The 26255-nt window shown below is 74.8% G+C and carries 29 protein-coding genes and 1 tRNA gene; 12 read left to right on the forward strand and 18 right to left on the reverse strand.

Annotated features, from left to right (window positions below; genetic code table 11):
* Nucleotides 1–143: 143 nt before the first annotated feature.
* Nucleotides 144–620: a Cys-tRNA(Pro) deacylase gene (gene ybaK / locus FHL80_RS19725; protein WP_138735064.1), complete on the forward strand. Its 477-nt coding sequence runs from the start codon at nucleotides 144–146 to the stop codon at nucleotides 618–620.
* A 6-nt stretch (nucleotides 621–626) separates the two neighbouring features.
* On the opposite strand, the gene FHL80_RS19730 is transcribed toward ybaK, so the two are convergent.
* Genes FHL80_RS19730 through FHL80_RS19740 form a run of 3 tightly spaced genes read right to left on the reverse strand, consistent with a single transcriptional unit; the run spans nucleotide 627 to nucleotide 4413 of the window.
* Nucleotides 627–2150 carry a fused MFS/spermidine synthase gene (locus FHL80_RS19730; protein ID WP_138735065.1) on the reverse strand — a complete coding sequence of 508 codons (1524 nt, stop codon included), beginning with the start codon at nucleotides 2148–2150 and terminating at the stop codon, nucleotides 627–629.
* A 2-nt stretch (nucleotides 2151–2152) separates the two neighbouring features.
* Complete coding sequence (locus FHL80_RS19735) at nucleotides 2153–2899, reverse strand: SOS response-associated peptidase (protein ID WP_138735066.1); 747 nt, start codon at nucleotides 2897–2899, stop codon at nucleotides 2153–2155.
* A 35-nt stretch (nucleotides 2900–2934) separates the two neighbouring features.
* Complete coding sequence (locus tag FHL80_RS19740) at nucleotides 2935–4413, reverse strand: HNH endonuclease signature motif containing protein (RefSeq protein ID WP_138735067.1); 1479 nt, start codon at nucleotides 4411–4413, stop codon at nucleotides 2935–2937.
* A 123-nt stretch (nucleotides 4414–4536) separates the two neighbouring features.
* Here FHL80_RS19740 and FHL80_RS19745 point away from each other — a divergent pair, with 123 nt between their 5' ends.
* From FHL80_RS19745 to rsgA, 4 genes are all read left to right on the forward strand, one after another.
* Nucleotides 4537–6003, forward strand: a complete 1467-nt coding sequence (locus FHL80_RS19745; protein ID WP_138735068.1) for an NAD-dependent succinate-semialdehyde dehydrogenase — start codon at nucleotides 4537–4539, stop codon at nucleotides 6001–6003.
* 69 nt (nucleotides 6004–6072) lie between these two features.
* Nucleotides 6073–6528 carry a YdeI/OmpD-associated family protein gene (locus FHL80_RS19750; RefSeq protein ID WP_138735069.1) on the forward strand — a complete coding sequence of 152 codons (456 nt, stop codon included), beginning with the start codon at nucleotides 6073–6075 and terminating at the stop codon, nucleotides 6526–6528.
* Nucleotides 6525–7808: a 3-phosphoshikimate 1-carboxyvinyltransferase gene (gene aroA / locus FHL80_RS19755; protein ID WP_246078815.1), complete on the forward strand. Its 1284-nt coding sequence runs from the start codon at nucleotides 6525–6527 to the stop codon at nucleotides 7806–7808. The genes FHL80_RS19750 and aroA overlap by 4 nt, the downstream gene beginning before the upstream one ends.
* Nucleotides 7805–8821, forward strand: coding sequence for a ribosome small subunit-dependent GTPase A (gene rsgA / locus FHL80_RS19760; protein ID WP_246078816.1), 1017 nt, complete (start codon nucleotides 7805–7807; stop codon nucleotides 8819–8821). The genes aroA and rsgA overlap by 4 nt, the downstream gene beginning before the upstream one ends.
* A 22-nt stretch (nucleotides 8822–8843) precedes the next feature.
* Here rsgA and FHL80_RS19765 read toward each other — a convergent pair whose 3' ends face one another.
* Nucleotides 8844–9380: a DUF2087 domain-containing protein gene (locus FHL80_RS19765; protein WP_138735070.1), complete on the reverse strand. Its 537-nt coding sequence runs from the start codon at nucleotides 9378–9380 to the stop codon at nucleotides 8844–8846.
* A gap of 63 nt (nucleotides 9381–9443) precedes the next feature.
* On the opposite strand from FHL80_RS19765, the gene FHL80_RS19770 reads away from it, so the two are divergent.
* Nucleotides 9444–9626 (forward strand): DUF2795 domain-containing protein, encoded by a 183-nt coding sequence (locus tag FHL80_RS19770; protein ID WP_138735071.1) that lies wholly within the window; start codon nucleotides 9444–9446, stop codon nucleotides 9624–9626.
* Nucleotides 9627–9820: 194 nt separating this feature from the next.
* Complete coding sequence (gene hisN, locus FHL80_RS19775; protein WP_138735072.1) at nucleotides 9821–10639, forward strand: histidinol-phosphatase; 819 nt, start codon at nucleotides 9821–9823, stop codon at nucleotides 10637–10639.
* A 10-nt stretch (nucleotides 10640–10649) separates the two neighbouring features.
* On the opposite strand, the gene FHL80_RS19780 is transcribed toward hisN, so the two are convergent.
* The 6 genes from FHL80_RS19780 to FHL80_RS19805 form a co-directional block, all read right to left on the reverse strand.
* On the reverse strand, nucleotides 10650–10841 hold the full coding sequence (locus FHL80_RS19780; protein WP_138735073.1) for a hypothetical protein: 192 nt from the start codon (nucleotides 10839–10841) through the stop codon (nucleotides 10650–10652).
* Between the two features lie 95 nt (nucleotides 10842–10936).
* Complete coding sequence (locus tag FHL80_RS19785) at nucleotides 10937–12325, reverse strand: FGGY family carbohydrate kinase (RefSeq protein WP_138735074.1); 1389 nt, start codon at nucleotides 12323–12325, stop codon at nucleotides 10937–10939.
* The gene (locus tag FHL80_RS19790) at nucleotides 12322–12807 is read right to left on the reverse strand and encodes an XdhC family protein (RefSeq protein ID WP_138735075.1); all 486 of its coding nucleotides are present in this window, start codon (nucleotides 12805–12807) and stop codon (nucleotides 12322–12324) included. The genes FHL80_RS19785 and FHL80_RS19790 overlap by 4 nt, the downstream gene beginning before the upstream one ends.
* Nucleotides 12804–13814, reverse strand: a complete 1011-nt coding sequence (locus FHL80_RS19795) for an aldo/keto reductase (RefSeq protein ID WP_138735076.1) — start codon at nucleotides 13812–13814, stop codon at nucleotides 12804–12806. The genes FHL80_RS19790 and FHL80_RS19795 overlap by 4 nt, the downstream gene beginning before the upstream one ends.
* A 45-nt stretch (nucleotides 13815–13859) precedes the next feature.
* Complete coding sequence (locus FHL80_RS19800; protein WP_138735077.1) at nucleotides 13860–14561, reverse strand: GAF and ANTAR domain-containing protein; 702 nt, start codon at nucleotides 14559–14561, stop codon at nucleotides 13860–13862.
* 107 nt (nucleotides 14562–14668) lie between these two features.
* Nucleotides 14669–15379 carry a phosphatase PAP2 family protein gene (locus FHL80_RS19805; RefSeq protein WP_216870892.1) on the reverse strand — a complete coding sequence of 237 codons (711 nt, stop codon included), beginning with the start codon at nucleotides 15377–15379 and terminating at the stop codon, nucleotides 14669–14671.
* A 288-nt stretch (nucleotides 15380–15667) separates the two neighbouring features.
* Here FHL80_RS19805 and FHL80_RS19810 point away from each other — a divergent pair, with 288 nt between their 5' ends.
* Complete coding sequence (locus FHL80_RS19810) at nucleotides 15668–17062, forward strand: cystathionine beta-synthase (RefSeq protein ID WP_138735079.1); 1395 nt, start codon at nucleotides 15668–15670, stop codon at nucleotides 17060–17062.
* Nucleotides 17059–18216 (forward strand): cystathionine gamma-synthase, encoded by a 1158-nt coding sequence (locus FHL80_RS19815; RefSeq protein WP_138735080.1) that lies wholly within the window; start codon nucleotides 17059–17061, stop codon nucleotides 18214–18216. The genes FHL80_RS19810 and FHL80_RS19815 overlap by 4 nt, the downstream gene beginning before the upstream one ends.
* A 90-nt stretch (nucleotides 18217–18306) precedes the next feature.
* Here FHL80_RS19815 and map read toward each other — a convergent pair whose 3' ends face one another.
* On the reverse strand, nucleotides 18307–19119 hold the full coding sequence (gene map / locus FHL80_RS19820; protein WP_246078817.1) for a type I methionyl aminopeptidase: 813 nt from the start codon (nucleotides 19117–19119) through the stop codon (nucleotides 18307–18309).
* 3 nt (nucleotides 19120–19122) lie between these two features.
* Between map and FHL80_RS19825 the strand changes: the two genes are divergently transcribed.
* Nucleotides 19123–19386, forward strand: coding sequence for a helix-turn-helix domain-containing protein (locus FHL80_RS19825; RefSeq protein ID WP_138735081.1), 264 nt, complete (start codon nucleotides 19123–19125; stop codon nucleotides 19384–19386).
* Nucleotides 19383–20243, forward strand: a complete 861-nt coding sequence (locus FHL80_RS19830) for a glycosyltransferase family 2 protein (RefSeq protein ID WP_138735082.1) — start codon at nucleotides 19383–19385, stop codon at nucleotides 20241–20243. The genes FHL80_RS19825 and FHL80_RS19830 overlap by 4 nt, the downstream gene beginning before the upstream one ends.
* Here FHL80_RS19830 and FHL80_RS19835 read toward each other — a convergent pair.
* From FHL80_RS19835 to FHL80_RS19845, 3 genes are read right to left on the reverse strand one after another with little or no spacing between them, the layout of a single operon-like run.
* Nucleotides 20233–20415, reverse strand: a complete 183-nt coding sequence (locus FHL80_RS19835) for a ferredoxin (RefSeq protein ID WP_138735083.1) — start codon at nucleotides 20413–20415, stop codon at nucleotides 20233–20235. The genes FHL80_RS19830 and FHL80_RS19835 overlap by 11 nt on opposite strands.
* A complete protein-coding gene (locus FHL80_RS19840; RefSeq protein WP_138735084.1) occupies nucleotides 20412–21680 on the reverse strand; it encodes a cytochrome P450 in 1269 nt (422 codons plus the stop codon). The genes FHL80_RS19835 and FHL80_RS19840 overlap by 4 nt, the downstream gene beginning before the upstream one ends.
* Before the next feature lie 45 nt (nucleotides 21681–21725).
* Nucleotides 21726–22598: a polysaccharide pyruvyl transferase family protein gene (locus FHL80_RS19845; protein ID WP_138735085.1), complete on the reverse strand. Its 873-nt coding sequence runs from the start codon at nucleotides 22596–22598 to the stop codon at nucleotides 21726–21728.
* A gap of 83 nt (nucleotides 22599–22681) precedes the next feature.
* On the opposite strand from FHL80_RS19845, the gene FHL80_RS19850 reads away from it, so the two are divergent.
* Nucleotides 22682–23185, forward strand: coding sequence for a VOC family protein (locus FHL80_RS19850; RefSeq protein WP_138735086.1), 504 nt, complete (start codon nucleotides 22682–22684; stop codon nucleotides 23183–23185).
* A gap of 71 nt (nucleotides 23186–23256) precedes the next feature.
* Here FHL80_RS19850 and FHL80_RS19855 read toward each other — a convergent pair whose 3' ends face one another.
* The 4 genes from FHL80_RS19855 to FHL80_RS19870 all read right to left on the reverse strand — a co-directional run bounded on the left by FHL80_RS19855 (nucleotide 23257) and on the right by FHL80_RS19870 (nucleotide 26094).
* The gene (locus FHL80_RS19855) at nucleotides 23257–23547 is read right to left on the reverse strand and encodes a GNAT family N-acetyltransferase (protein WP_138735087.1); all 291 of its coding nucleotides are present in this window, start codon (nucleotides 23545–23547) and stop codon (nucleotides 23257–23259) included.
* A gap of 53 nt (nucleotides 23548–23600) precedes the next feature.
* Nucleotides 23601–24767, reverse strand: coding sequence for a galactokinase (gene galK / locus FHL80_RS19860; RefSeq protein WP_216870893.1), 1167 nt, complete (start codon nucleotides 24765–24767; stop codon nucleotides 23601–23603).
* The gene (gene galT, locus FHL80_RS19865) at nucleotides 24764–25909 is read right to left on the reverse strand and encodes a galactose-1-phosphate uridylyltransferase (RefSeq protein WP_138735089.1); all 1146 of its coding nucleotides are present in this window, start codon (nucleotides 25907–25909) and stop codon (nucleotides 24764–24766) included. Before galT ends, galK begins: the two co-directional genes overlap by 4 nt.
* Nucleotides 25910–26017: 108 nt before the next feature.
* A tRNA-Met gene (locus tag FHL80_RS19870) sits at nucleotides 26018–26094 on the reverse strand.
* Between the last annotated feature and the right edge of the window lie 161 nt (nucleotides 26095–26255).

Raw genomic sequence — 26255 nt, forward strand, 5'->3', positions numbered from 1 at the left:
CGGCGGGAGGGCGCTGAGCCGCGCGCGATGCGCGCCGCGGCGCTCGGGACTGTGCTGCTCACGGTCAGGTGAACCGCACCCACCGGGCTCCTGTTCCCGGACACCGGACCACTGGCCCGCGCCGTCTCCTAGGCTGCTGCGCCGTGGCAGCGACCCCCGCGGTGCGGACCCTGGACCACGCCCGGGTGGGGTACTCCCTGCACGAGTACGACCCGGCCGACGGCGCCGAGGGCCACGGGTACGGCGGGGTCGCCGTCGCCGCGCTGGGCGCCGACCCCGCCCAGGTGTTCAAGACCCTCATCGCCCAGGTGGACGGCCGGCTGACCGTCGCCGTGGTGCCGGTGAGCGGTCAGCTGGACCTCAAGGCGCTGGCCGCCGCGGCCGGCGGACGGAAGGCGGCGATGGCCGACCCGGCCGCCGCCGAGCGCAGCAGCGGGTACGTTCGGGGCGGCATCAGCCCGCTCGGCCAGCGCAAGGCGCTGCCCACCGTGGTCGACGAGAGCGCGCTGGGCTTCGCCACGGTGCTGGTCAGCGCCGGCCGCCGCGGCCTTCAGGTCGAGCTCGACCCCGCCGACCTGGTGCGGCTGACGCGGGCCACGACCGCGGCGATCGCCAGGTAGGGCCGGTCAGTCCGAGGGCTGGGAGTACGGCGTCAGCAGCTGGTCGACCGGGGCGAAGTCGTCGGTGAGGACGGCGGCGTCGCCGATGAACGCGGTCAGCTCCGCACCGCCGGCGACCTGCCAGGCCAGCCCGCGCTCGGCCATCGCGGCGGCGATCGCGTCGGCCGGGAGCGCCCGCCGAGACGCGACGGCGACGACGTTGCCGCCGTCCTCACCGGCCAGCACCGGTGCGCGGGCCAGCAGCAGCACCTCCGGGAAGACCTCCCGCAGGGTGGCCAGCTCGGCGCGCACGAAGGACAGCGGCGGGTGGTCGATGAGGTTGACCGCGTAGACGCCGTCGTCGGTCAGCGCGTCGGCGACCAGGTCCAGCGCCTCGACCGTGGTCAGCTGCCACGGCACCGACAGCCCGCCGAAGGCGTCGCCGACGACCAGGTCACGGGTACCGGCCTGCTCGGTCTGCAGCCCGACCCGGGCGTCCCCGACCCGCACCTGCAGCTCGGCGGAGGTCTGCAGCCCCAGCGCGTCCCCGTCCAGCTCGACCACGCCGGGGTCGACCTCCAGCACCCGGCTCACGGTGCCGGGGCGGACGTCGGCCAGGTAGCGGGGCAGGGTCAGCCCGCCGCCGCCGAGGTGCAGCGCCGACAGCGGCTCCCCGGCCGGGGCCTGCGCGTCGGTGACCGAGGCGATGGCCCGGACGTACTCGAACTCCAGGTGCTGCGGATCGGTCAGGTCGACGTAGGAGTGCCGGAGCGTGTCGAGCACGAGCACCCGGCCGGCCGCGCCGTCGGCCTCGACCCGTGCGCAGTGGTAGGCGGTCTCCCGCTCGCAGGGGGTGGGCGCCAGGGCGGCCAGCACCGGCGCACCCACGGCGAGAACCAGCAGCCCGACCGGCAACCGGTCGGTCACCCCGGGCGCCCGGCGGTGGAGCAGCACGGCGAGCGCCAGCCCGGCCAGGACGACGACGACGCCGGTGCCCACCAGGATGACGCTGCTGGGCAGCAGCGCCACCAGCACGAACCCGGTCGCGAAGGTGGCCACGATGCCGCCGAGCGTGCCGATGCCCGACAGGCGACCGACCACCGACCCGGTCTCGGCCAGGCTGCCCAGCTGCAGGGCGACGACCATCGGCGGCACCGCGGACAGCAGCGCCGCGGGCACGACGACGGCGACCGCGGCCAGCAGGAGCACGTTCCCGGCGGCGGCACCGGTGAGCAGCGCGCCCGCGAAGCGGACCAGCGGCAGCACCGCGACGACCAGCGCCCCACCGGCGACGAGCAGGGGCGCGAGCAGCCGCCGCGGGTCGGTGCGGTCGGCCACCGCGCCACCGGCCCAGGCGCCGAGGGCGATGGCGGCGAGGGCGAACCCGATGACCGCCGTGCTGGTCTGCAGGGTGATGCCGACGTAGGGGGCGATCAGCCGCAGGCCGACCACCTCGAGCACCAGCACCGACCCCGAGGCCAGGAAGGTGACCGCCGCGGCCGTCCAGCCCGGCAGTGCCCGCGAGCCGGCCGCCGGCCGGGGCGGGGTCACGCTCAGAACAGCGCCGGCTGGTCGGCCGGGGCGCTGACGGACTCCTGCCGCGCGGTGAGCTGGGGGCCGTTGTTGGCCACGTTGCCCACGGCCGAGCCGACCGGGCGGATCTCCAGCCGCTCGACGAACTCCGGCGGGGTGGGCTGGGCGACCTCGGTGACGTCCTCCCGGGCCGGGTCGAGCCAGGCAGCCCAGCGCTCGGGCGGCAGCACCAGCGGCATCCGCGGGTGCACCTCGGTGAGCGCGCCGACCGCGGGGGCGGTGACGACGGTGCAGGTGTAGAGCCGGTCCTCGCCGCGGCCCCACACCTCCCAGAGCCCGGCGAAGGCCAGGCCCGACCCGTCCTCCGGCGTCACGAAGTACGGCTGCTTGCCGGGGGTGTCCTGCTTCGGCGCCCACTCGTACCAGCCGTCGGCGGGGACCAGGCAGCGCCGGGTGGCCGCGGCGGTGCGGAACGCCGGCTTCTCGGTCAGCGACTCGACCCGGGCGTTGAGCATCCGGTTGCCGATCGACACGTCCTTGGCCCAGGAGGGCACCAGACCCCAGCGCACGGCCCGCAGCTCACGGTGCCCACCGCCGGTGAGCGCGCCCTCGGCGTCCCGCTCCTTCTTGTGCCGGACCACGTAGACGTCCTTGGTCGGCGCGACGTTGTAGTCCGCGGGGAGCGTCGCCTGCCCCTCGGCGGCGACCGCCTCGAACTCGACGACCAGGTCCTCCGGACGGCGGCTGGCTGCGTAGCGACCACACACGGCGATCTCCTCCCGGACGGACGACAGATCTGAGCTTAGAAGGGCGGTGGGGCGTCGGCTGGGTCCAGCGGACCCGCTGGTGCAGCCGGTGGCCGTGCTCCTGGTGGTCGCATGCCCGGTGGGCGGGTCGTCCTGGTGACTCCGGAGGGGGTGGTGACCTGCAGGACGCCGTCGGGGGTCATGGTGAACCGCCAGCCCGGCGCGAAGGTCTTGAGCCGGTGGTGGGAGCGGCACAGGCAGCACAGGTTGGCGCAGTCGGTCGCCCCGCCGCACGCGGCGCTGACGACATGGTCCAGGTCGGCCCAGCCGACCCGCTGGCCGCAGTTGGGGAACCGGCAGCGCCGGTCCCGGGTGGTGACGAACGCCCGTTGCCGGCCGGTGGGCTCGTAGCTGTCGGTCTCCGGTGGCGGCCCGGCCACCGGGCACCTGCAGCTGCTGGAGGTCTCGACGTTGTGGTGGGTGGGGCAGCCCCGGCGGGCCAGCCGATCCAGTTCGGCGGGGGTGAGGGTGGCCAGCAGCTGCCCGTCCGGGCCGGTGACCGCGAACCTCAGCGATCCACCCTCGGAGGCGGTGAGGCCGAGGGCACCCACCCGGGCCAGCAGTGCGCGGACGTGGGCGGCGGTGATCGGCAGCCCGTTCACCTCACCCGGCGTGCTGCCCGCGCCGGCGAGGCCGTCCAGGTCGGCGGAGACGGTCAGGTTGGCGGTCACCCTGGGCAGGCCGGAATCGGCCGGGCGGCGGATCAGCAGGGACAGCACGTGCGCCCGCAGCGCGCCGATCCGGCGGGGATCGCCGTCGGCCTTGAGCATCTTGGCGAGCTGGTCGACGACGTCGAAGCACTCGACCGCCTCATCAGTGGGCAGGTCCGCCGCGATCGTGGACCGGCCGTCGGTGGCGGAGGGGTAGACGTGCACGTCGGCGGTCTTCTCCGCGTCCTTCCGACGCTCGTCGGCGGCGGTGGCGTCCAGCCGCAGCATCTCCTCGACCGCGCGGGCCTTCAACCGGGTCACCGGCAGGTCGCTGGCCTCGGGCAGCAACGCCGCCTCGACCCGCCCTGCGACGGAGGTGTTGGTGTGCTGCAGCACGTCGGCCAGGGCGGTGGCCCGCCGCTCGTCCAGCTCCCCGGCCTGCAGCGCGGCGAAGGTGGCCGGCAACTTCGCCGTCCAGGTGCGGGCCCGGCCGTACCGGTAGCCGGCGGTGTTGCGGCCCAGGTTGAGGATCGTGCCCAGCTCGGCGGTGAAGAACTCACTCACCCCGTCATAGGCCTCGTCGACCGCCCAGCCCGGCCGGCGGGCGCCCGGCGTACCCGGCGCCGGGTCGTCCGTGGCCGGGCGGGCGGCGGCCAGGCCCATGATCAGCTCGGCCTCGTAGGCGGTGTCGGCGGCCCGGCGAGCCTGCACCCGCTGCAGCTCGACGGCCTTCTCCTCATCCGAGAGCCAGGACACCGGCAGCCGCGGCGCAGCGATCCGGTGCTCCCACACCAGGTCCACCACCACGTCGACCGTCGCTGCCACGGGTCGAACATACGTACGGGGTACGACAGTTCTGGCCGGCCGCGCCGCACGTGCTGCGTGGAGCGGGCCGGAGGGGTAGGACGGGAGGGGACATCCGACGGAGAGCACGAGGAGCACGACGACGTGACGACCACCCAGGCTCCCTCCACCGAGCAGCCCAAGACCGCCGGCGACGCAGGCGCGCGCCCGTACGCGACGATCAACCCCTACACCGGTCAGACCGAGCAGGAGTTCCCCTTCCTGGAGACCGGCGAGGTCGACGGTGTGGTCGAGAAGGCGCACACCGCCTTCCTCGACTGGCGCCGGCGCACCGTCGAGGAGCGCGCGGGCGTGGTCAAGAAGGCCGCCGAGCTGATGCTCGAGCGCACCGACGAGTTCGCCGCGCTGATCACCAAGGAGATGGGCAAGCGGATCCAGGAGGCTGCCGGTGAGGTGCAGCTGGCCGCCAGCATCCTGAGCTACTACGCCGACAACGGCCCCCGCTTCCTCGAGCCCAAGCCGATCGACGTGATGGCGGGCGAGGCCGTCGTGGTCAACGAGCCGATCGGCGTCATCCTGGCCATCGAGCCGTGGAACTACCCGCTGTACCAGGTGGTCCGGGTCGCCGGGCCCAACCTGACCCTCGGCAACACCATCCTGCTCAAGCACGCGGAGAACAACCCGCAGTGCGCGCTGGCCCTGGAGCAGCTGTTCCGCGACGCCGGGGCGCCCGAGGGCGTCTACACCAACCTGTTCCTGCGGATCGCCGACGTCGAGCAGGTCATCGCCCACAAGGCCGTCCAGGGCGTGACCCTCACCGGCAGCGAGCGGGCAGGCAGCAGCGTGGCGCAGCTGGCCGGCAAGCACCTGAAGAAGTCGGTGCTCGAGCTCGGCGGCAGCGACCCGTTCATCGTGCTCGACGCCCCCGACGTCGGCCGGACGGTCAAGGCCGCGACGATGGCGCGGATGGCCAACACCGGCCAGGCGTGCATCGCCGCCAAGCGGATCATCGTGCTCGACGAGGTCTTCGACGACGTCGTGGGCGGCCTGAAGCAGGCGTTCTCGACCTTCACCCCCGGCGACCCGGCCGACCCGTCGACGACGCTCGGCCCGCTGTCCACCGAGCGCGCCGCGGCGGACCTGGCCGCGCAGATCCAGGACGCCGTCGACAAGGGCGCCACCGTGCTGGCCGGCGGCGGCCGCCCCGAGCACGACGGGGCCTTCGTCAACGCCACCCTGCTGACCGACGTCACCCCGGACATGCGGGCCTACCACGAGGAGCTGTTCGGACCGGCCGCGGTGGTCTACCGGGTCGCCGACGAGGAGGAGGCCATCACGCTGGCCAACGACAGCGACTTCGGGCTCAGCGCCGCCGTGTACAGCGGCGACACCGAGCGGGCCCGGTCGGTGGCCGACCGGCTGGAGTCCGGGATGGTCTGGATCAACCAGCCCTCCGGCTCCTCCCCCGAGCTGCCCTTCGGCGGCGTGAAGCGCTCCGGCTACGGCCGGGAGCTCTCCGAGCTGGGCATGTTCGAGTTCGCCAACCGGCGGCTGGTCCGCACGATGCCGGCGAAGAAGCAGGCCCAGCCGGCCCAGCACACCGGCGGCTGACGGTCGGCTGGTGACGCGCAGCTCCGGGCACTGTGCTGACAGTGCCCGAAGCTGCCATCCTCTCGCCCCATGAGGTTCACCACGGCCGTCGAGCTGCACGGGAAGACCGCGACCGGCATGGCGGTGCCGCCGGAGGTCGTCGAGGCCCTGGGCGGCGGGAAGAAGCCGGCGGTCACGGTCACCGTCGGCGGGCACAGCTACCGGACGTCGATCGGGAGCATGGGCGGCCGCTCGCTGATCCCGCTGAGCGCGGAGCGCCGGGCGGCCGCCGGGGTCGCCGCCGGCGACGAGGTCGAGGTGGACGTCGAGCTGGACGACCAGCCACGGGAGGTGGAGGTGCCGGCCGACCTCGCTGCGGCGTTGGACGCCGAGCCGGCAGCCCGGGCGCGGTTCCAGGCGTCGTCCTACAGCGCCCAGCTGCGGCACGTGCTCGCCGTGGAGGGCGCCAAGGCCGAGGCGACCCGGCAGCGGCGGGTCGCGGCCGCCGTCGCCACGTTGGCCGAGGAGGCCAGCAGGGCAGGATGACCGGCATGGTCGAGGTCTGGGCGACACCTGCCCGCAGCACGCCGGTCGACGCCGTCGTCACCCTGCCCGGCTCCAAGTCGATCACCGCCCGCGCGCTGGTGCTGGCCGCGGTGGCCGACGGCCCCAGCCGGCTGGTCCGCCCGCTGCGCGCCCGGGACACCGACCTCATGGCCGCCGGGCTGCGCGCACTCGGCGTCGGGATCGCCCAAGACGCCGACGACTGGCTGGTCACGCCCGGTGAGCTGCGTGGGCCGGCGGCGGTCGACGCCGGCCTGGCCGGCACCGTGCTCCGGTTCCTGCCGCCGGTCGCGGCCCTGGCCACCGGCCCGGTCCGGCTGGACGGCGACGTCCGGCTGCGCGAACGGCCCAACGCCGGCCTGATCGCCGGGCTCCGCGCTGCCGGGGTGGAGGTCGACGACGGCGGGCGCGGCCGGGCGCCGTTCACCGTGCACGGCACCGGGTCGGTCCGCGGCGGTGCGGTCACCGTCGACGCCAGCGAGTCCAGCCAGGTCGTCTCCGGGCTGCTGCTGGCCGCTGCCCGGTTCGACGAGGGCCTGGACCTCGCGCTGGCCGGCCGCGTGCCCTCGATGCCGCACGTGGCGATGACGGTCCGCGCGCTCACCGAGCACGGCGTCGCCGTCACCGCGACCGACCGCGGGTGGCGGGTCTCCCCCGGCCCGATCGCCGCGGTGGACCGGGTCGTCGAACCCGACCTGTCCAACGCCGCGCCCTTCCTCGCCGCCGCGCTCGTGACCGGCGGTCGGGTGACGGTGCGCGACTGGCCGACCGACACCACCCAGCCCGGCGCCCACCTGGACCCGCTGCTCAGGGCGATGGGCGCCGAGGTGGTCCGCACACCCGAGGGGCTGCGGGTCAGCGGCGGCGACCGGATCGCCCCGCTCGAGGCCGACCTCGGCGAGGTCGGGGAGCTGACCCCGGTGCTGGCCGCGCTGTGCGCCCTGGCCGACGGCACGTCCCGGCTCACCGGGATCGCGCACCTGCGCGGGCACGAGACCGACCGGCTGCAGGCGCTCGACGAGGTGCTCACCGCCGTCGGCGCCCGGGTGCAGCAGCTGCCCGACGGGCTGGTGATCACACCCGGCCCGCGCCGTGCGGCCCGGCTGGGCTCCTACGCCGACCACCGGATGGTCCACGCCGCGGCGCTGCTCGGCCTGGCGATCGACGGGGTCGAGGTCACCGACCCGGGCGCGGTGACCAAGACCCTGCCGGACTTCCGCGAGCGCTGGGCGCGGTTGCTCGGCGTGGAGGTCCCCGCGTGAGCCGCCGGATGGACAGCCGGTCCGACGAGGACGACGTCCGGGTCCGGGCCTCCCGGCACGGCTCCCGCCCCCGGACCCGCACCCGGCCCGCGCACGACGAGGCGGTCCCCGGCCTGGTCATCGCCGTGGACCGCGGCCGGATGACCGTGCGGGTCGAGGGCCCCGACGGTGCTCCCGTCGACGTCACCACGATGCGCGCCCGGGAGCTCGGCAAGCACGGGGTGGTCGTGGGCGACCGGGTCCGGGTGGTCGGCGACACCACCGGGCGGACGGACAGCCTGGCCCGGATCGTCACCATCGCCGACCGGGTCACCTCGCTGCGCCGCACCGCCGACGACACCGACCCCACCGAACGCATCGTGGTCGCCAACGCCGACCTGCTCGTCGTCGTCACCTCCGTGGCCGACCCCGACCCGGCGCTGGGGTTCCTGGACCGCTGCCTGGTCGCGGCCTACGCCGGCGGGCTCGCGCCGCTGCTGTGCCTGACCAAGACCGACCTGGCCAGCCCGCAGCCGCTGTTGGACCGCTATGCCGGCCTGGAGGTGCAGGCGGTGCCGATGTCACGGGAGGCGTCGCTGGACGACCTGCTGGACCACCTGCGGGACCGGATGAGCGTGCTGGTCGGCCAGTCCGGCGTCGGGAAGTCCACCCTGGTCAACCGACTGGTGCCGGACGCCTTCCGGGCCACCGGCGACGTCAGCAAGATCGGCAAGGGCAGGCACACGTCGTCCTCGGTGGTGCTGCTCGACCTCCCCGGTGGTGGCACGGTCATCGACACCCCGGGCATCCGCTCGCTGGGCCTGGCCCACGTGACGCCGGCGGACGTGCTCGCCGCCTTCGACGACCTGGCCGAGGCCGCAGTCGACTGCCCGCCGCTGTGCGGGCACAGCGCGGAGGACCCGGGTTGTGCGCTGGACGCCTGGGCCGCCGACGGTCCGCCGGCCCGGCGGGAGCGGCTGGCCAGCTTCCGCCGGCTGATCGCCGCCGTCGGCCAGCTCGGCCCCGGCCACTGAAAGGAGGACCCGACAGCTACAGCTAGACCTCGACGTAGCCGCCGGAGCGCCAGTAGACGCCGGCCTCGCGGGTGAGCAGGCCCTCGTCGACCAGGTACCGGCGCAGCGCGGCGACGTCCGGGTGCCAGGCCGCGAGCAACGCGTTGACCTCGCGCTCGGGGTAGCGGACGCCTGGCTCGAAGACGACCACCAAGTGCTCCAGCACCACCCGCCGCTTGCTGTGCTGGGTCGGGATGGAGACCAGCCGGCCGTCCCGCAGGAAGGTCTGCAGCACGGCGTCCTGGGCCGGGTCCTCGGACAACCGCGGGGCCGGCGGCGCCAGCGCGGCCGCAGCCCGCGCCGCCTCCCCGAACCGCTCGGTGTGCAGCGCCAGCACGTGGCCTTCCCGGTGCACCAGCCCGGCGCGGCTCAGCCGGCGGGCGGCCAGCGCCACGTCCTTCAGCGGCAGCGCGGCGGCCTCCGCGACCTCCTCGAGGGTCCCGGCACCCAGCGCGAGGGCCGCGACCACCTTCAGCCGCACCGGGTCGGCGAGCAGCCCGACGATCGTCCCGGCCTCCATGCTCCCGACGGTAACTGCGCCGGTCCGGGAGTCGGCGCGGGGCCCGCGGGGTAGTTGCCGACCATGGTGAGCCCGATCGACATCCAGAAGGCACTGTCCGGCATCGAGTACCCGGCGAAGAAGGACGACGTGGTGAAGCACGCGGAGTCCCAGGGAGGCAGCGACGAGGTCCTCGAGGCGCTCAAGGGCATCGGTGACCAGGAGTACGACACCCCCGCGGCTGTGAGCAAGGCCGTCTTCGACTGAAAGAACCCCCTCTCCCCCCACCCCTCGCAGGCTCGGGACGGGCCCCTGAGAGGGGGCCGCTCCAGCACGTCACCGGGCTCGGGACGGGCCCCTGAGAGGGGCCCGCTCCAGCACGTCACCGGGCTCGGCGCGCGCCCCTGCAGAAGAGGCCGCTCCAGCACGTCACCAGGCCCCGACCGCTAGGTTCGGGCCCCATGACGTCGGGGCAGCGGGGCTACAACGAGGACATGCGGCTGGCGCACGTGCTGGCCGACCAGGCCGACGCGATCAGCCTGGACCGGTTCCGCGCCCAGGACCTGGTGATCGACACCAAGCCCGACCTGACCCCGGTCACGGACGCGGACCGGGCGGTCGAGGAGCAGCTGCGCAGCTCGCTGGCTCGCGCCCGCACCCGTGACGCGGTGATCGGCGAGGAGTTCGGCAGCACCGGCCGCAGCGACCGGCGCTGGGTGATCGACCCGATCGACGGCACCAAGAACTTCGTCCGCGGGGTGCCGGTCTGGGCGACGCTGATCGCGCTGCTGGACGGCGACGTCCCGGTGGTCGGGCTGGTGTCGGCCCCGGCGCTGCACCGCCGGTGGTGGGCCGCGGCCGGCACCGGCGCCTGGACCGGACGCCGGCTGGAGAACGCCACCCGCTGCACGGTGTCGAAGGTCTCCACGCTGACCGACGCGAGCCTGTCCTACTCCAGCCTCTCCGGCTGGGAGGAGCGCGGCCGGCTGGACGCCTTCCTCGACCTCACCCGGACGGTCTGGCGGACCCGGGCCTACGGCGACTTCTGGAGCTACATGATGGTCGCCGAGGGCGCGGTCGACGTGGCCTGCGAACCCGAGGTGTCGCTGTGGGACCTCGCCGCGCTCGACGTGGTCGTCCGGGAGGCGGGTGGGACCTTCACCGACCTGGCGGGGACGCCGGGGCCGGCCGGCGGCAGCGCCGTGGCGAGCAACGGCGCACTGCACCCCGACGTGCTGACGGCGCTCGCCCCGGGTGCGGGACGAGCGCCGTCAGCCTGAGCTCGGGGGGTCAGCCGACGGGGCCGGTGCCCGTCCCGCTGCCCCCGCGACCGCCCTGGATCCGGCGGCGGACGTCGTCGATCTTCGCCCGGTTCTTCGGGTCCTTGGCCAGCTGCTGCGCCTTGTCCGTGGCCTGACGGATGACCTGCTTGCCCTTCGGGCTGTTCGCGAACTGCACGACCTTGTCGAAAAGCGACGCCATGACGCGCCCACCCCCTCGTGTCCCCGGGAGCCCGTGGCGGGCTCGCTCGTCGGCACAACGGTGACAGCAGCCGGGTCGTTCCGCGCGGTGAGCGCTCAGCGCACCGCCGCGGACCAGCGTTCGCGGAGCTCGGCGGACCCGCCGGGCCGTTGCGGCTCCACCACCGCGCCCGCGACCCGCTGCGGCACGAGCTCCAGCCCGACGCCGCGGGCGGCCAGCACCGCCGCGCCGGCGGCCGACGCGCTGCGCACCTGCACGTGCTGCACCGGCCGGTCCAGCGCGTCGGCCAGCACCTGCTGGACCGCCGGCTCCCGCGCACCGCCGCCGGTCAGCACGACCAGGTCCCCCGCGTCCGGGCCGAGCAGGTCGAGTGCGGCCGCGACCGCGCAGGCGACCCCCTCCACGGCGGCCCGGGCCAGGTCGGCCCGGGTGGTGTCCGCGGACAGGCCGGTCCAACCGCCGCGGGCGTCGGGTGCGGCCACGCCGCCGCGCTCGCCGGTCAGGAACGGCGAGAAGACCACCCCGCCCGCACCGGACGCGGACGTCGAGAGGCTGCCGGCGAAGGCCGGCCAGTCCATGCCCAGCACCTCGCGGACCCAGGTCCACGCCGTCCCGGCGTTCTGCAGCGCGGCCATCGCGTACCAGCCCGACTCGGCGTCGGCGTAGCAGTGGACGACCGGGTCGGCCGCCGGCGCGGCCGGCACGCCCGGGCGGATCAACTGGGCCCCGGAGCCGAGGTTGACCTGCACCCCGTCGCGGGTGCCGGCCGCGAGCAGCGCCAGCGGGGTGTCCGCGCCGCCCACCACGACCGGCACCGCCCCGCCGAACAGCTCCGCGGTCCCCGCGACGGCGTCGCCCCGCCACACCGCCGGCAGGAGGCCCGGGTCGATCCCGGCGGCGGCGGTCGCGGCCGCCGACCAGCCGTCGGCCGGCACGTCCCACAGCAGGGTGGCCGAGGCGTCGCTGCGGTCGGTCACCGCCGGGTCGGCGCCGGGGAGCAGGGTGGCCCGGAGGGCGTCCTTGGGCAGCAGGACGGACGCCGCCCGGTCCACCAGCCGCGGCTCGTGGACGGCCAGCCAGGCGAGCAGCGGGCCGGTCATCCCGGCCGCCAGCGGGTTGGCCAGGGCCGCACGGTCGGGCCCGCCGAGCCGGCGCCAGCGGTCGAGCTCGCCGGCGGCGCGCCGGTCGGGCCACAGCACCGCCGGCGCCAGCGCGGCGCCGGCCGCGTCGACGAGCACCGCGCCGTGCATCTGCCCGGACAACCCCACGGCCGCGACCGGGCGGTCCCCCAGCCGGTCGGCGAGGGCGGCCAGGGCGTCGTCCAGCGCCCTCCGCCAGACGGCGACGTCGGTCTGCGCCCACCCCGGCTGCGGCCGCTCGACCGGGTAGTCGGCCTCGCTCTCGGCCACCACCGCGCCGTCCGGGTCGTGCGCGGCGAGCTTGAGCCCGCTGGTGCCGAGGTCGACCCCGACGACGACGGTCATCGGTGGGCGAACCCCCCGGACCGGCCGTTGCGGTCGGCGAGGAGCCCGGCCAGGGTCGACAGGGCGATCTCGGCGGGCGTCCGGGAACCGATGTCCAGCCCGATCGGCCGGTGCACCCGGGCGACGTCGTCCGGGCCGACCCCGAGCGCGGCGAGTGCGGCCACGTGCGGGCCCTCGTGCCGCGGGTTGCCCATGATCCCGACCCAGCGCACCGGCCGGGCCAGCGCGTCCCGCAGGTGCACGCCGAGGTCGTCCCGGTGGTGGTCGGTCACGACGACGTCGGCGGCGGCCAGTTCGCGGTCGCCGTCCAGCCCGCTCAGCCCACCGACGGCCTCCTCCGTCCACGCCGCCGAGTTCCGCAGCCCCGGGTCGGGTTCGACGAGCACCACCCGGTAGCCGAGCTGGGTGGCCATCCCGGCCATGGCCGCGGCGACCGGCGACGCGTAGACCAGGACCAGGACGCGGGGGACGGCGGAGGTCATCCCTTCTCCGGGCTGTTGCCGTAGGCGTAGGCGGCATCGGCGTACCGGCCGCCCTCGGCGACCCCGGGCGGGGCGATCTCCGCGAGCCGGGTGAGGTCCTCGGGCGTGAGCTGGACGCCGGCCGCGCCGACGTTCTCCGCCAGGTAGCTGCGCCGCTTGGTGCCGGGGATCGGGACGACGTCCTCGCCCTGCGCGAGCACCCAGGCCAGGGCGAGCTGCCCGGCAGTCACGCCCTTGCCCTCGGCCATCGCCCGGACGGCCTCGACCAGCCGCAGGTTCGCGGTGAACGCCTCGCCGGTGAAGCGGGGGTGGGTGCGCCGCCAGTCGTCCTCGGCGAAGTCGTCGGGACTGGTGATGGCGCCGGTCAGGAAGCCTCGGCCGAGCGGGCTGAACGGGACGATGCCGATCCCGTGCTCCCGGGCGACGGCCAGCACCTCACCCTCGAGGTCACGGGTCCACAGCGACCACTCGCTCTGCAGCGCGGTGATCGGGTGGACGGCGACCGCGCGCCGGATGGACTCGGCGCTGGCCTCGGACAGGCCGAGGAACCGCACCTTGCCCTGCTCGACGAGCTCGGCCATCGCACCGACGGTGTCCTCGATCGGCACCCGCGGGTCGACGCGGTGCTGGTAGTAGAGGTCGATGACGTCCACGCCGAGGCGGCGCAGGCTGTCCTCGACCCGCGCCCGCACGTTCTCCGGACGGCCGTCGATGTCCATCCCGCCACGGTCGTTGTTGCTCAGGGAGAACTTGGTCGCCAGCTGCACCTGGTCGCGACGGCCGGCGATCGCCTCGCCGACCAGCTCCTCGTTGTGCCCGGCGCCGTAGACGTCGGAGGTGTCCAGGAAGGTCACGCCGAGGTCGAGCGCCCGGTGGACGGTCGCGATCGACTCGCTGCGGTCGGCGGTGCCGTACATCTGGCTCATGCCCATGCAGCCCAGGCCGAGGGCGGAGACCTCGAGTCCACCGAGGCTGCGCCGGGGGACGGTCGGGAACGTCTGCGTCATGTCCTGATCCTGTCCCCGGCGGCGCGGGCGCCGCCAGCTCAGGGCTCAGCTGCCGCGCAGCACCCCGGTGGTGGTGAGCTCGTCGGCGACGTCGCGCAGCTTGACGTTGCTGCGCTGGGAGGCGTGGGTGAGCAGCGTGAACGCCTGCTCCGGGGTGGTCTTGTACCGCTCCATCAGGATGCCCTTGGCCTGCTCGATGACCGCGCGGGAGACCATCGCCCGGCGCATGTTCGCCACGTCGTCGTTGGCCCGGGCGGAGGCCTCGGCGTTCGCGACCGCGATCGCCACGAACGCGGCGACCTCCTCGGCGGCCATCACGTCGCCGTCGCCGAACGCCTCCGGCCGTCCGGCGTAGTTGTTCAGGGCGCCGATCGTCGCGCCCTGGAAGGGCAACGGCATCGACAGCGAGCTGCGCACGCCCACCTCGGCTCCCGACCGGGCGTAGTCGGGCCAGCGCTCCTCGCTGCGCATGTCCGCGACGATGAAGACCTCCCCGGACCGGCCGGCGTCCAGGCAGGGTCCGTACCCGCGGTCGTACTGCAACTCGTCGGCGTCCATCGCCAACTGCCCGTCGTAGGCGGCGGTGTAGGCCCGCTCGTCGCGGATCAGGGTGATCGAGCTGGCGTCGGACCCGGGGAGGCCCCGGCGGGCGATCTGCACGATCTCGGTGAGCACCTCGTCGAGGGACCGGTCGACCAGGACGACGCCGGCCAGCTCCTGGTGGAGCGCGCTCAGGCTCTCGCTCATCGTCCGGGCGGTCCTCTCCCTCCGACGGTGCGCCGTGTGCTCGACGCCCGGCTGCCGAGTGGCGGGCTCGGCGGGCACAGCGTATATGCCCTGGACGGCGCTCCGGCCTACCTGCTGCCGACCGTGCTGAGCCGTGCCCGCGCCGCGCGACCCCGGTACCGGCGGGCCCGCCGGACGGTGAGCTCCGCCCACGCCCGGGCCGCTGCCCGCTCCGTCCGGGGCACGACCGTGGGCAGCGCGAGCAGCACCAACCCGCCGGCGCACCAGCCGGCCACCACGTCGGACAGCCAGTGCGTGCCCAGGTAGACCGTGGTGAGCCCGACGGTGACCGCCACGAAGGCCGCCAGCAGCGCACCCACCCGCCGGTGCCCGCGGGCGACGAGGACCAGGACGCCCCAGGTGACGACGGCGTTCGCGGTGTGCCCGGAGGGGAAGATCGTGCCGCCCGGGGCGAAGACCTCGGTGGCCCCCGGGAGCCCGGCGTCCGCGCCGAGCTGCAGCGGCCCGAGCCGGCCCACGAGCGTCTTCATCGAGCCGACCGTGACGTTGGTGAGCAGGGTCGCGACCAGCAGCACACCGAGCGGTCGCAGGTCCCGTTCGCGCCAGGCCCGCAGCCCCAGCCAGACCGCGGCGAGCGCCAGGCAGATCGCCCGCTGCCCCAGCATGACCCACCACTCCAGGACGCCACCCAGCTCGGGCCAGTGCACCGCCGGAGCCCAGCGGTACACGTCCAGGTCCCAGTCGTTGACGCTGCTGCCGGCGACCACGCCGACCAGGAGCGCGGTGAGGACCACCAGGAGCCCGGTGGCGGGCAGCACCCGAGCGACCGGGCGAGCGGACCAGCGGGACGACGTTCGGGACCGGGACGCGACGTCCACCACGGCCTGCACCATGCCTTCGGGAGCTGACTGCCGGCTGGGCGCTAGCTGACCCTCGGCTGGCAGGAGCTACCCACTTCTGGCCGGCTCCACCCTGGGACCTCGGTCACGTGCCCGGTGCTGCGTCCCGGGCCCGGACCGACCGCCCCGCGGACGGCTGCGTCTGGTGGGATGGCGGGTGTCCGCACGCGGCGGTGCACGGCTGCCGCGGGGGCAGAGGAGGCACGCGTGCAGTACGCCGAGTCCGTCGTCGAGCTGATCGGGAACACCCCGCTGGTACGGCTGCGGTCCGTGACCGAGCACCTGGGACCCGACGCGCCGCTGGTGCTGGCCAAGGTCGAGTACGTCAACCCGGGCGGCTCGGTGAAGGACCGGATCGCGCTGCGGATGGTGGAGGCCGCGGAGGCCGCGGGACTGCTCCGGCCCGGCGGCACGATCATCGAGCCCACCAGCGGCAACACCGGGATCGGGTTGGCGATCGTGGCCCAGACGCGGGGCTACAAGTGCATCTTCGTGTGCCCGGACAAGGTGGGCCAGGAGAAGATCAACGTGCTCAAGGCCTACGGCGCCGAGGTGCACGTGTGCCCCACCGCCGTGGACCCGGCCGACCCGCGCTCGTACTACTCGGTGTCCGACCGGCTGGCCCGCGAGACCCCGGGCGGCTGGAAGGCCGACCAGTACTCCAACCCGGCCAACCCGCGCTCCCACTACGAGACGACGGGCCCGGAGATCTGGGCGCAGACCGACGGCCGGGTCACCCACTTCGTCACCGGCGCGGGCACCGGCGGCACCATCTCCGGCGTCGGCCGCTACCTGAAGGAGGCCAGCGGCGGGCGCGTGCAGGTGATCGGCGCGGACCCGGAGGGCTCGGTCTACTCCGGCGGTACCGGGCGCCCCTACCTGGTCGAGGGGGTCGGCGAGGACTTCTGGCCCGAGGCCTACGACCGCACGGTCGCCGACGAGATCGTCGCGGTCTCCGACGGCGACTCCTTCGCGATGACCCGGCGGCTGGCCCGCGAGGAGGGGCTGCTCGTCGGCGGCTCGTGCGGGATGGCCGTGGTCGCCGCGCTGCGGGTCGCCGAGCGGCTGTGCAAGGACGACGTCCTGGTGGTGCTGCTGCCCGACGGTGGCCGCGGCTACCTGAACAAGATCTTCAACGACGAGTGGATGGCCGACTACGGCTTCCTGGACGCCGGTGGCGGCGAGACCGTCGGGGAGCTGCTGGACACCAAGTCCGGCAGCACCCCCACCCTGGTGCACACCCACCCGAACGAGACCGTCCGCGACGCGATCGACATCCTCCGCGAGTACGGCGTCAGCCAGCTGCCGGTGGTGAAGGCCGAGCCGCCGGTCACCGCCGGTGAGGTGGTCGGCTCGGTGGCGGAGAAGACGCTGCTGGACGCGCTGTTCTCCGGTCGCGCCACGCTGGCCGACCCGGTCGAGCGGCACATGTCCGCCCCGCTGCCGATCATCGGGTCCGGTGAGTCGGTGACCGCGGCGGTGAGCGCCCTGGGTGACGCCGACGCGCTGCTGGTCCACGTCGAGGGCAAGCCGGCCGGCGTCGTCACCCGGCAGGACGTGCTGGGCCACCTGGTCGGCATCACGCCTACGGTGCAGTCGTGAGCGGTTTCAACACGCGGGCCATCCACGCCGGGCAGGACCCCGACCCGGCGACCGGGGCGGTGATCCCGCCGCTGCACCTGACCACCACCTACAAGCAGGACGGCGTGGGCGGGCTGCGCGGCGGGTACGAGTACAGCCGCAGCGCCAACCCCACCCGGGACACCCTGCAGACGGCGCTGGCCGCGCTCGAGCAGGGCACCCGTGGGTTCGCGTTCGCCTCCGGGCTGGCCGCCGAGGACACCCTGCTGCGCACCGTCTGCCGGCCGGGCGACCGGATCGTGCTGGGCGGTGACGCCTACGGCGGCACGTACCGGCTGATCTCCCGGGTGCTCGAGCCGTGGGGGGTGACCCACCAGCCGGTCGACCTCAACGACGCAGACGCCGTCCGCGCCGCGGTCGCCCCGGAGACGACCCGGGTGATCTGGTGCGAGACGCCGAGCAACCCGCTGCTCAACGTCTCCGACATCGCGGCACTGGCCGAGGTCGCGCACGCCTCGGGCACGCTGCTGGTCGTCGACAACACCTTCGCCAGCCCCTACCTGCAGCAGCCGCTGACGCTGGGCGCCGACGTCGTCGTCCACTCCACGACCAAGTACCTCGGCGGGCACTCCGACGTCGTCGGCGGCGCGCTGGTCGTCTCCGACGCCGAGCTCGGTGAGCGGCTGGCCTACCACCAGAACGCGATGGGCGCGGTCGCCGGGCCGTTCGACTCGTGGCTGGTGCTGCGCAGCCTGAAGACCCTCGGCGTCCGGGTCGACCGGCACAGCGCCAACGCCGGCCGGATCGCCGAGTGGCTGCTCGAGCACCCGGCGGTGGGCGACGTCCTGTACCCGGGTCTCCCCCAGCACCGGAACCACGACATCGCCGCCAAGCAGATGTCCGGCTTCGGCGGGATGGTGTCGTTCCGGCTGCGTGGGACAGACAGGGCGGCGGCAGAGGAGGCGGCACTGCGGGTCTGCGAGAAGACGACGCTGTTCACCCTGGCGGAGTCCCTCGGCGGCGTGGAGTCGCTGATCGAGCACCCGCACCGGATGACCCACGCCAGCGCCGCCGGTTCACCGCTGGAGGTGCCCGCGGACCTGGTCCGGCTGTCGGTCGGCATCGAGGACGTCGAGGACCTGCTCGCCGACCTGGAGCAGGCCCTGTCCTCGTGATCCTGACGGATCACACCGCGCGACGGCGAGAGTGCGCTGATCGTCGCTCCGCGCGCGGGAGAACGACGATCAGCGCACTCTCGGCGCGGGTCAGCGCGAGGCGGTGAGGATGCGGGGGCCGTCGTTGGTGACGGCGACGGTGTGCTCGACGTGCGCGGCCCGGCTGCCGTCGGCGCTGCGCAGCGTCCACCCGTCGGCGTCCACCCGGTAGTCGTCGTCCCCGCCGGCGAGGAACCACGGCTCGATGGCGATCACCAGGCCTGCCCGCAGCGGCACCCCGCGGCCGGCCCGGCCCTCGTTCGGGACGTGCGGGTCGGCGTGCATCGTGCGGCCCACGCCGTGGCCGCCCTGGTCGGTGTTGATGCCGCAGCCGCCGGCCCGGCCCACCGCCGCGATCGCCGCCGAGATGTCACCGACCCGGTTGCCCGGCACGGCGGCGGCGATGCCGGCCGCCAGGGCGCGGGTGGTGGTGTCGACCAGCCGCAGGTCCGCGGGCCGCGGCGTGCCCACCGGGAAGGTGATCGCCGCGTCGCCCACCCAGCCGTCGAGCGTGGCGCCGGCGTCGACGCTGAGCAGGTCGCCGTCCACGAGCTCCTGCGTGGTGGGGATGCCGTGCAGGGCGACGTCGTTGACCGACAGGCAGACGACGCCGGGGAACGGCGGGGTGGTGCTGAGCGGGGCGTAGCCGAGGAACGGCGACGTCGCGCCCGCGTCGGCCAGGACGCCCCGGGCCACCTCGTCGAGCTGGGTGAGCCGGACGCCGGGAGCCGCCGCCGCCCGCACCGCAGCCAGCATGTCGGCCACGACCGCGCCCGCGGCGCGCATGGCGTCGAGCTCGGTCGGGGTGCGCAGTTCGATCACGTCGTCCTCCTCGCGGTACAACAATCCCGGTATTATTATCACGCCATGGTCCGTCCTCCGCTGACCCCTGCCGAGCGCGACCGTGGCCGCCGGCTGGGCGCGCTGCTGCGCACCGCGCGCGGTGACCGTTCCCCCGGTGAGATCGCCGCAGCCTCCGGTGTCAGCCTCGAGGCGCTGCGCAAGATCGAGTCCGGCCGGGTCCCGACGCCGGCGTTCTTCACCGTGGCCGCCCTGGCGCGCGCTCTCGACCTGCCGCTGGACGAGCTGGCCGGCGCGCTCGAAGGCGCGGGCACCGCACTGTCCGCGTGAGGAAGGCTCGGGTCACCGTCGTCATCGCGACCCGGGACCGGCGGGAGTCGCTGCTGCGCACGCTGGCGCACCTCGACGGCGACGACCCGGTGATCGTGCTGGACAACGCCTCCGCCGACGGCACCGCCGACGCGGTCCGTGAGCGGCACCCGCGCGTTCAGGTGGTCCGGTTCCCGGTGAACGCCGGCGCGGTCGCCCGCACCGAGGGGGTCCGGCGCGCCCGCACCCCGTACGTGGCCTTCGCCGACGACGACTCCTGGTGGGAGCCCGGCTCGCTGGAGACCGCCGCCGACCTGCTCGACGCCCACCCCGGGGTCGCCGTCGTCGTGGGCGGGGTGCGGATGGCCGCCGACGGCAGCGAGGACGCCGTCACCCGCAAGCACCGCCGGGCGGTGCTCGGCCGCTCCCCCGCCGGCCCGGACGTGTTGAGCTTCCCGGCCTTCGCCGCGGTCGTCCGGCGCGACGCCCACCTGGCCGTCGGCGGCTTCTCCCGGCTGCTGTTCTTCGGCGGCGAGGAGCACCTGCTCGCCCTCGACCTCGCGGCGGCCGGCTGGCAGCAGGTCTTCGCCGAGGACGTCGTCGCCTGGCACGACCCGGCCGGCCCGGACCGCCCGACGCCCGCCCGGTGGGCGCTGCAGACCCGCAACGACGTCCTGGTCGACTGGCTGCGCCGGCCGCTGCCGGTGGCCCTGGCCGCGACCGGCCGGCTGGCCCGCCGGGCGGTGCGCGAGCCGGCCGCCCGCCGCGCGCTGGCCGGGGTGGCCCGCCGGCTGCCGGCGACGCTGCGGCAACGGCGGCCGGTGCCGGCCGAGGTGGAGCGGCGGTTCGCCACCGCCCAGCGGCCGCTCAGTCGATGAGCTGCAACGCCCCGGTCGGGCAGGCACGGACGGCGGTCCCCATGGCGGCGAGGTCGGTCGGCTCGTGCACCTGCAGCACCCCGTCGGCGTCGAGCTCGAACACCTCCGGCGCCTCCATCTCGCAGACCCCGGCGCCCATGCAGACCTCGCGGTCCACCTCCACCCGGGTCATCGCAGCCCGGTCAGCCGGGCCGGCAACCGCTTCAGCCCGTTGACGAACGACGACTGCAGGCGAGCGGGCTCACCGCAGACCTCCAGGTCGGGCAGCTCCCGGGCGAACGCCTGGAACGCGACCCCGATCTCCCGCCGGGCCAGGTGCGCGCCCAGGCAGAAGTGCGGACCGCGGGAGCCGAAGCCGACGTGCGGGTTGGGGTCGCGGGTCAGGTCGAACCGGTGCGGGTCGGCGAAGACGGCGGGGTCCCGGTTGGCCGCCCCGTAGAACAGCAGGAACTTCGAGCCCGCGGGGAACCCCTGCCCGGACAGCTCGACGTCCTGGGTCGCGGTCCGCCGCATCCAGGTGATCGGGCTGGTCCAGCGGACCACCTCCTCGACCGCGGTGCGGGTGATCCCCGGGTCGGCCGCCCAGCGGTCCCGCTCGGCGGGGTGCTCGGACAGCGCCAGCACGCCCTGGGAGATGGCGTTGCGGGTGGTCTCGTTGCCGGCGACGAGCAGCAGGATGAAGAACGAGGCGATCTCCTGGGAGGTGAGCCGCTCGCCGTCCACCTCGGTGGTGACCAGCGCGGTGGTCAGGTCGTCGGTCGGCCGGGCCCGCCGCTCGACGGCCAGCCGGGTCATCAGTCCCGCGAGCAGCTCCCCCGCCTTGAGGAACGCGGTGACCATGAGCTCCTCGTCCTCGACGAGCTCCGGGTCGCCGCCGGAGAGGATCACGTTGGACTGCTGCAGCACCATCGCCCGGTCGCCGTCCGGGATGCCCATCATGTCGCAGATGACCCGCAGCGGGATCGGCGCGGCGAGGTCGGCGACGACGTCGATCGTGCCGTCGCCGTCCGCCGCGCGCTGCCGCGCCCGGGCGACCACGTCGTCGACCACCGCCTGCACGTTGCCGACGAGGCCCTCCAGCACCCGGGGCGTGAACGCCTTCGCCACGATCCGCCGGATCTTGCCGTGCCGCGGGTCGTCCATGCTGATCAGCGAGCCGTAGAACTCGTTGAGGTCCGGCGGCATGTCGGCGATCGAGACCGCCCCCGAGCCGGAGGCGAACAGCGCCGGCTGGGAGCTGATCGCCTCCACGTCGGCGTACCGGGTGACCGCGTGGTAGCCGGGGCCGACCGGGATGTAGGGGACGACGGGCTCGGCGAAGAAGGCGAACGGGCTCTCGCGGCGCAGCAGGTCGAAGACCGCGTGCCGCTGCTCCGGCGGCGCACCCCAGAACTCCCGGTCGGACAGGTCGATGGCGTCCAGCGTCGGCGTCGACACGGAGGACACGCTAGCCGAGCGGTGACCGGGCTCACAGGCCTCCGGTCAGCCCTCCCCGAGCTGCTGCACGAACCACGCCCGCGCCTCCGCGTTGCCGGCGGCACCGCGCCGCCGGGCCTCGGCGAGCGCGTCGCCCAGGGTGCCCGAGAGGGCGTGCTCGAGGGCCGCGTCCAACGTGGCCGGGTCCAGCTCGCCGGCCCGCAGCACCACCGGCCAGCCCAGTGCCGCCGCCTGCGCGCTGACCTTCGCGCCGCCGACGATCGCGTCGCAGGCGATCACCGGGACGCCGTGCGCCAGCCCCAGCACCAGCGCGTGCAGCCGCATGCTGACCACGACGTCCGCCCGCCGGACGAGCGCCTCGACCTGCGCGGGGAAGCGCTCGTAGGGCTCGTCGTACAGGTCCATGTCCAGCTCGAACCAGGGCATGCCCCGGGCACCGAGCCAGCCCTCGATGGTCGCCCGCACCTGCGCGGCCTGGCTGCGGGTGCCGTACTCCTCCTGCGCGGGGGCGAAGGCGACGGCCACCACGGGCACGTCCGGCGTCGTCGTGGCGATGGCCAGGTCGGGGCGGGCCACCCCGGGGGCGTCGCGCTCCCACACCCGGTGGAACAGCGGCCGCGCGTCGTCCGGGACCACCGAGACGTTCACCGCCCAACGCTGCGCGTGCGCGAAGGCCGTGGTCAGCTCCTGGAGCAGCGGCATGTCCATCAACGGGCCGCTGACGAACACCAGGTGGGTGTAACCGGCCGGGTCGAGGTCCCGCCAGTGCGGCCCGCGCCCCAGGTAGGGCGCCCAGGCGACGTCGTGGTCGATCCCGAGCTCGGTGAGCCAGCCGACGACGACGTCGGCCCCCAGCTCGTCGCCGATGGTGGCGATCACCTCGTCGAAGCTGAACCACCCGGTGACCAGGACGCGCATGCCCCCAGCCTCCCAGGTGGGAACGCGGCGACCCGCCCGGGGGTTGACCGGGTCGACCACCCGGCACGCCCCAGGAGGACGACGTGAGCACGACCGCACCCGACCCGACCGAGCTCGCCGCCCGGCGGGCCCGCATCCGTGACGAGCACCTGCGCCCCTCCGGTGAGCGACCCGCCTCGACCGCTCGCGGCCTGCACCACACGGCGCTGGTCAGCAGCGACGTGGAGGCGACGATCCGCTTCTACCAGGACGTGCTGGGCTTCCCGCTCACCGAGCTGATCGAGAACCGCGACTACCCCGGCTCCTCGCACTTCTTCTTCGACATCGGCAACGGCAACCTGCTGGCGTTCTTCGACTTCCCCGGCCTGGACGTCGGGCCGTACGCCGAGGTGCTCGGCGGGCTGCACCACGTGGCGATCAGCGTCGAGCCGCAGCGGTGGGCGGCCCTGGTGCAGGAGCTGACCGCGGCCGGGGTCGAGCACGTCGTGCACAGCGGCGTCTCGGTGTACTTCCGCGACCCCGACGGCGCGCGGATCGAACTGATCGCCGACCCGCTCGGCGAGATGTACGGCGAGCACGTGCTGTGAACGTGGCTTTCCCGGCTCCGTCCCGAGGCTCGTCCCGAGCCTGCGAGGGATGAGGAGGACGGGGTCCTTCCTCAGACCTCGCGGGCGGCGACCAGGTCCTTGTACTCGGGGTGGCGCTCGATCCAGCCGCGGACGAACGAGCACAGCGGCACGACGGTGCCGCCCTTGCTGCGGACGTCGTCCAGTGCCGCGCGGACCAGGGTGCTGCCCAGCCCGGAGTGCTCGGAGTCGTCGTCGACCTCGGTGTGGGTGAACACCACCTGGTCGCCGCGGCGCTGGTAGGCGGCCAGGCCGAGCCGGCGCTCGCCGTCCCGGATCTCGTAGCGGTCGGCCTCGGGGACGTCGATGACGGTCGGCTCCATGCCCTCTCCGAACCGCACCCCCGGCCGGGCTGTTCCCCACCCGGCCGGCGTAGTCAGGACAGCCGCCGGGCCGCCGGGCCGGAGGTGACCGTGAGGGTGGCGGGCTCGGTCAGCCCGCGCTCCCGGCAGGCGGCGACGACGGCCTCGTCGACCGCCGCGGCGTCCCCGGACCGGATCAGCGCGATCGCCGAGCCACCGAAGCCGCCGCCGACCATCCGGGCACCGAGCGCACCCGCCGAGCGGGCGGCCTCGACGACGACGTCCAGCTCCACAGCCGACACCTCGTAGTCATCGCGCAGCGAGGCGTGCGAGGCGTCGAGCAGCGGGCCGATCTCCGCCACCCGCCCGGCGCGGACCAGCTCGACGACGGTGTCCACGCGCTGGTTCTCGGACACGACGTGCCGGGTGCGGGCCTGCAGCCGGGGGTCGGTCAGCCGCTCGACGTCGGCCGGGGTGGCGTCGCTGAGCCACTCGAGGCCGAGCTGACGGGCCGCCTCGTCGCAGTCGGCCCGGCGCTCGGCGTACTGACCGTCGGCGAGGGTGTGCGTGACCTGGGTGTCGATGACCATGAGCTCCAGGCCGGCCTCGGCCAGCCCGAGCTGCACCGGCTCGGTGCGGAAGTCCCGGGTGTGGATGAGCAGGGCCGAGCCCTCCTCGGCCAGCAGGGCGACGGTCTGGTCCATGCCGCCGGTGCCGGCGCCCACGACCTCGTTCTCGGCCCGGATCGCGGCCTGGATGAGCAGGTGGCGCAGCTGCTGGTCGTCGGCTCGGCCGGCGATCTCGGCGGCCGGCAGCGCGACGGCCGCCTCCAGCGAGGCCGAGCTGGACAGCCCGGCCCCGAGCGGCACGTCGCTGCTCACGGCGATGTCCAGGCCGGGCACCTCGATGCCCGCCTGCTGCACCGACCACAGCGTGCCGGCCGCGTAGGCCGCCCAGCCGCTGACCTGGCCCGGGCCGAGGTCGGACAGGGTCCCCTCGAACGGCTCCGCGTCGGGGTCGGAGCTGGTCAGCCGGACCCGGTCGTCGTCCCGGCGGCGCACCGCCGCGGCGGTGACCCGGGTGAGCGCCATCGGCAGGCACCGGCCGCCGTTGTAGTCGACGTGCTCCCCGATCAGGTTGACCCGGCCCGGTGCGGTCCAGACGCCGTCCGGCTCGACCCCCCAGGCGTCGCGCAGCTCAGCGACGGCGAGGTCGGCCTGGGTGCGTGCCCGTCCGCTCACGACGCCACCTCGCGCAGCCGGTCGGCGATCCGTTCCGGGGTCGTGTCGTTGATCCAGGCGCCCGCGCCGGACTCCGAGCCGGCCAGGTACTTCAGCTTGCCCGGGGCGCGCAGCAGCGAGAACAGCTGCAGGTGCAGCCGGCCCAGGTCACGGCCCTCCCCGGTCGGCGCCTGGTGCCAGCCGGAGATGTAGGGCACCCGGTCGACGCCCGGGTGGAAGCGGTTCACCCGGCGCAGCAGCTCCTGGTAGACCATCGCGAGCTCGGCGCGTTCGGCGTCGTCCAGCGCGGCGAGGTCGGGGACGTCGCGGTGCGGGGCCAGGTGCACCTCCACCGGCCAGCGCGCGGCGCGGGGCACGTAGGCGGTGAAGTGCTCGCCGCGCAGCACCACACGGGTGCCCTCGGCCTGCTCGGCGGCGAGCACGTCGGCGAGCAGGTTGCCCCCGGTCGCCTGCCGGTGCTGGCGGGCCCGCTCGATCAGCTGGCCGGAGCGCGGCGGGACCGTCGGGTAGGCGTAGACCTGCCCGTGCGGGTGGCTCAGCGTCACGCCGATCTCCTGCCCGCTGTTCTCGAAGACGAACACCTCGGCGACCCCCGGGTCGGCCGAGTGCGTCGCCGTCCGCTGCGCCCACGCCTCGACGATGGTGCGCATCCGCGCCGCGGACAGGTCGGCGACGGTCGCGTCGTGGTCGCTGGAGAAGACGACGACGTCGCAGTGGCCGTAGGCGGGGCGGTCAGCGGGACCGAACGGGGGCTGCGGGGCACCGGCCGCGGGGCCGACCGTCAGCGGGGCGAAGCTCGGGAAGCGGTTGGCGAAGACGGCCACGTCGTACCGGCTGTCGGGCACCTCGGTCGGCCGGGCCGGGTCGACGGTCGGGTCCAGCGGGCAGTCGGCCGCGCTGGGCAGGAACGTCCGGTTCATCCGGTGCCCGGCGATCGTCACCCACTCGCCGGTGAGGACGTCGTAGCGGATCTCGCCGGCGTGCGGCGGCTCGCCCAGCGGCCGCACGTCGGCGGCCTCGTGCACCGGGCCAGGCGTGTCCTGGTCGTCGTCGAAGTAGAGGATCGGCCGGCCGTCGGCCAGCGTGCGCTCGGTGATCCGGCCCGGCCACCGCTGGGCCCCTGCCGCGGGAACCGCGTCCATGCCTGTCGTCCCTCCACCTTCGGTCGGCGTCGTCCGGGTGTGCAGTCCGAGTCTGCACACAACGACGGAGGGCCCGGTCACCGTGGTGCGGTGACCGGGCCCTCCGATTGGTAGCGGGGACAGGATTTGAACCTGTGACCTCTGGGTTATGAGCCCAGCGAGCTACCGAGCTGCTCCACCCCGCGTCGCAGGGACGACGTTACCCCAGGCGGCGGGGCGTCCCGCAGGGGGCCCCGGCACCCAGGTCGGCCCGGTGGCCCTGCCGGGGTTCGACGGCGGAGCTCGCGGGCATCCCCCTCTGCGAGCGTGCACCGAGCAGCAGGTGCGGACCCCCACCCCGTCGAGG

It is taken from the genome of Modestobacter excelsi, assembly GCF_005930495.1.
Lineage (GTDB): Bacteria > Actinomycetota > Actinomycetes > Mycobacteriales > Geodermatophilaceae > Modestobacter > Modestobacter excelsi.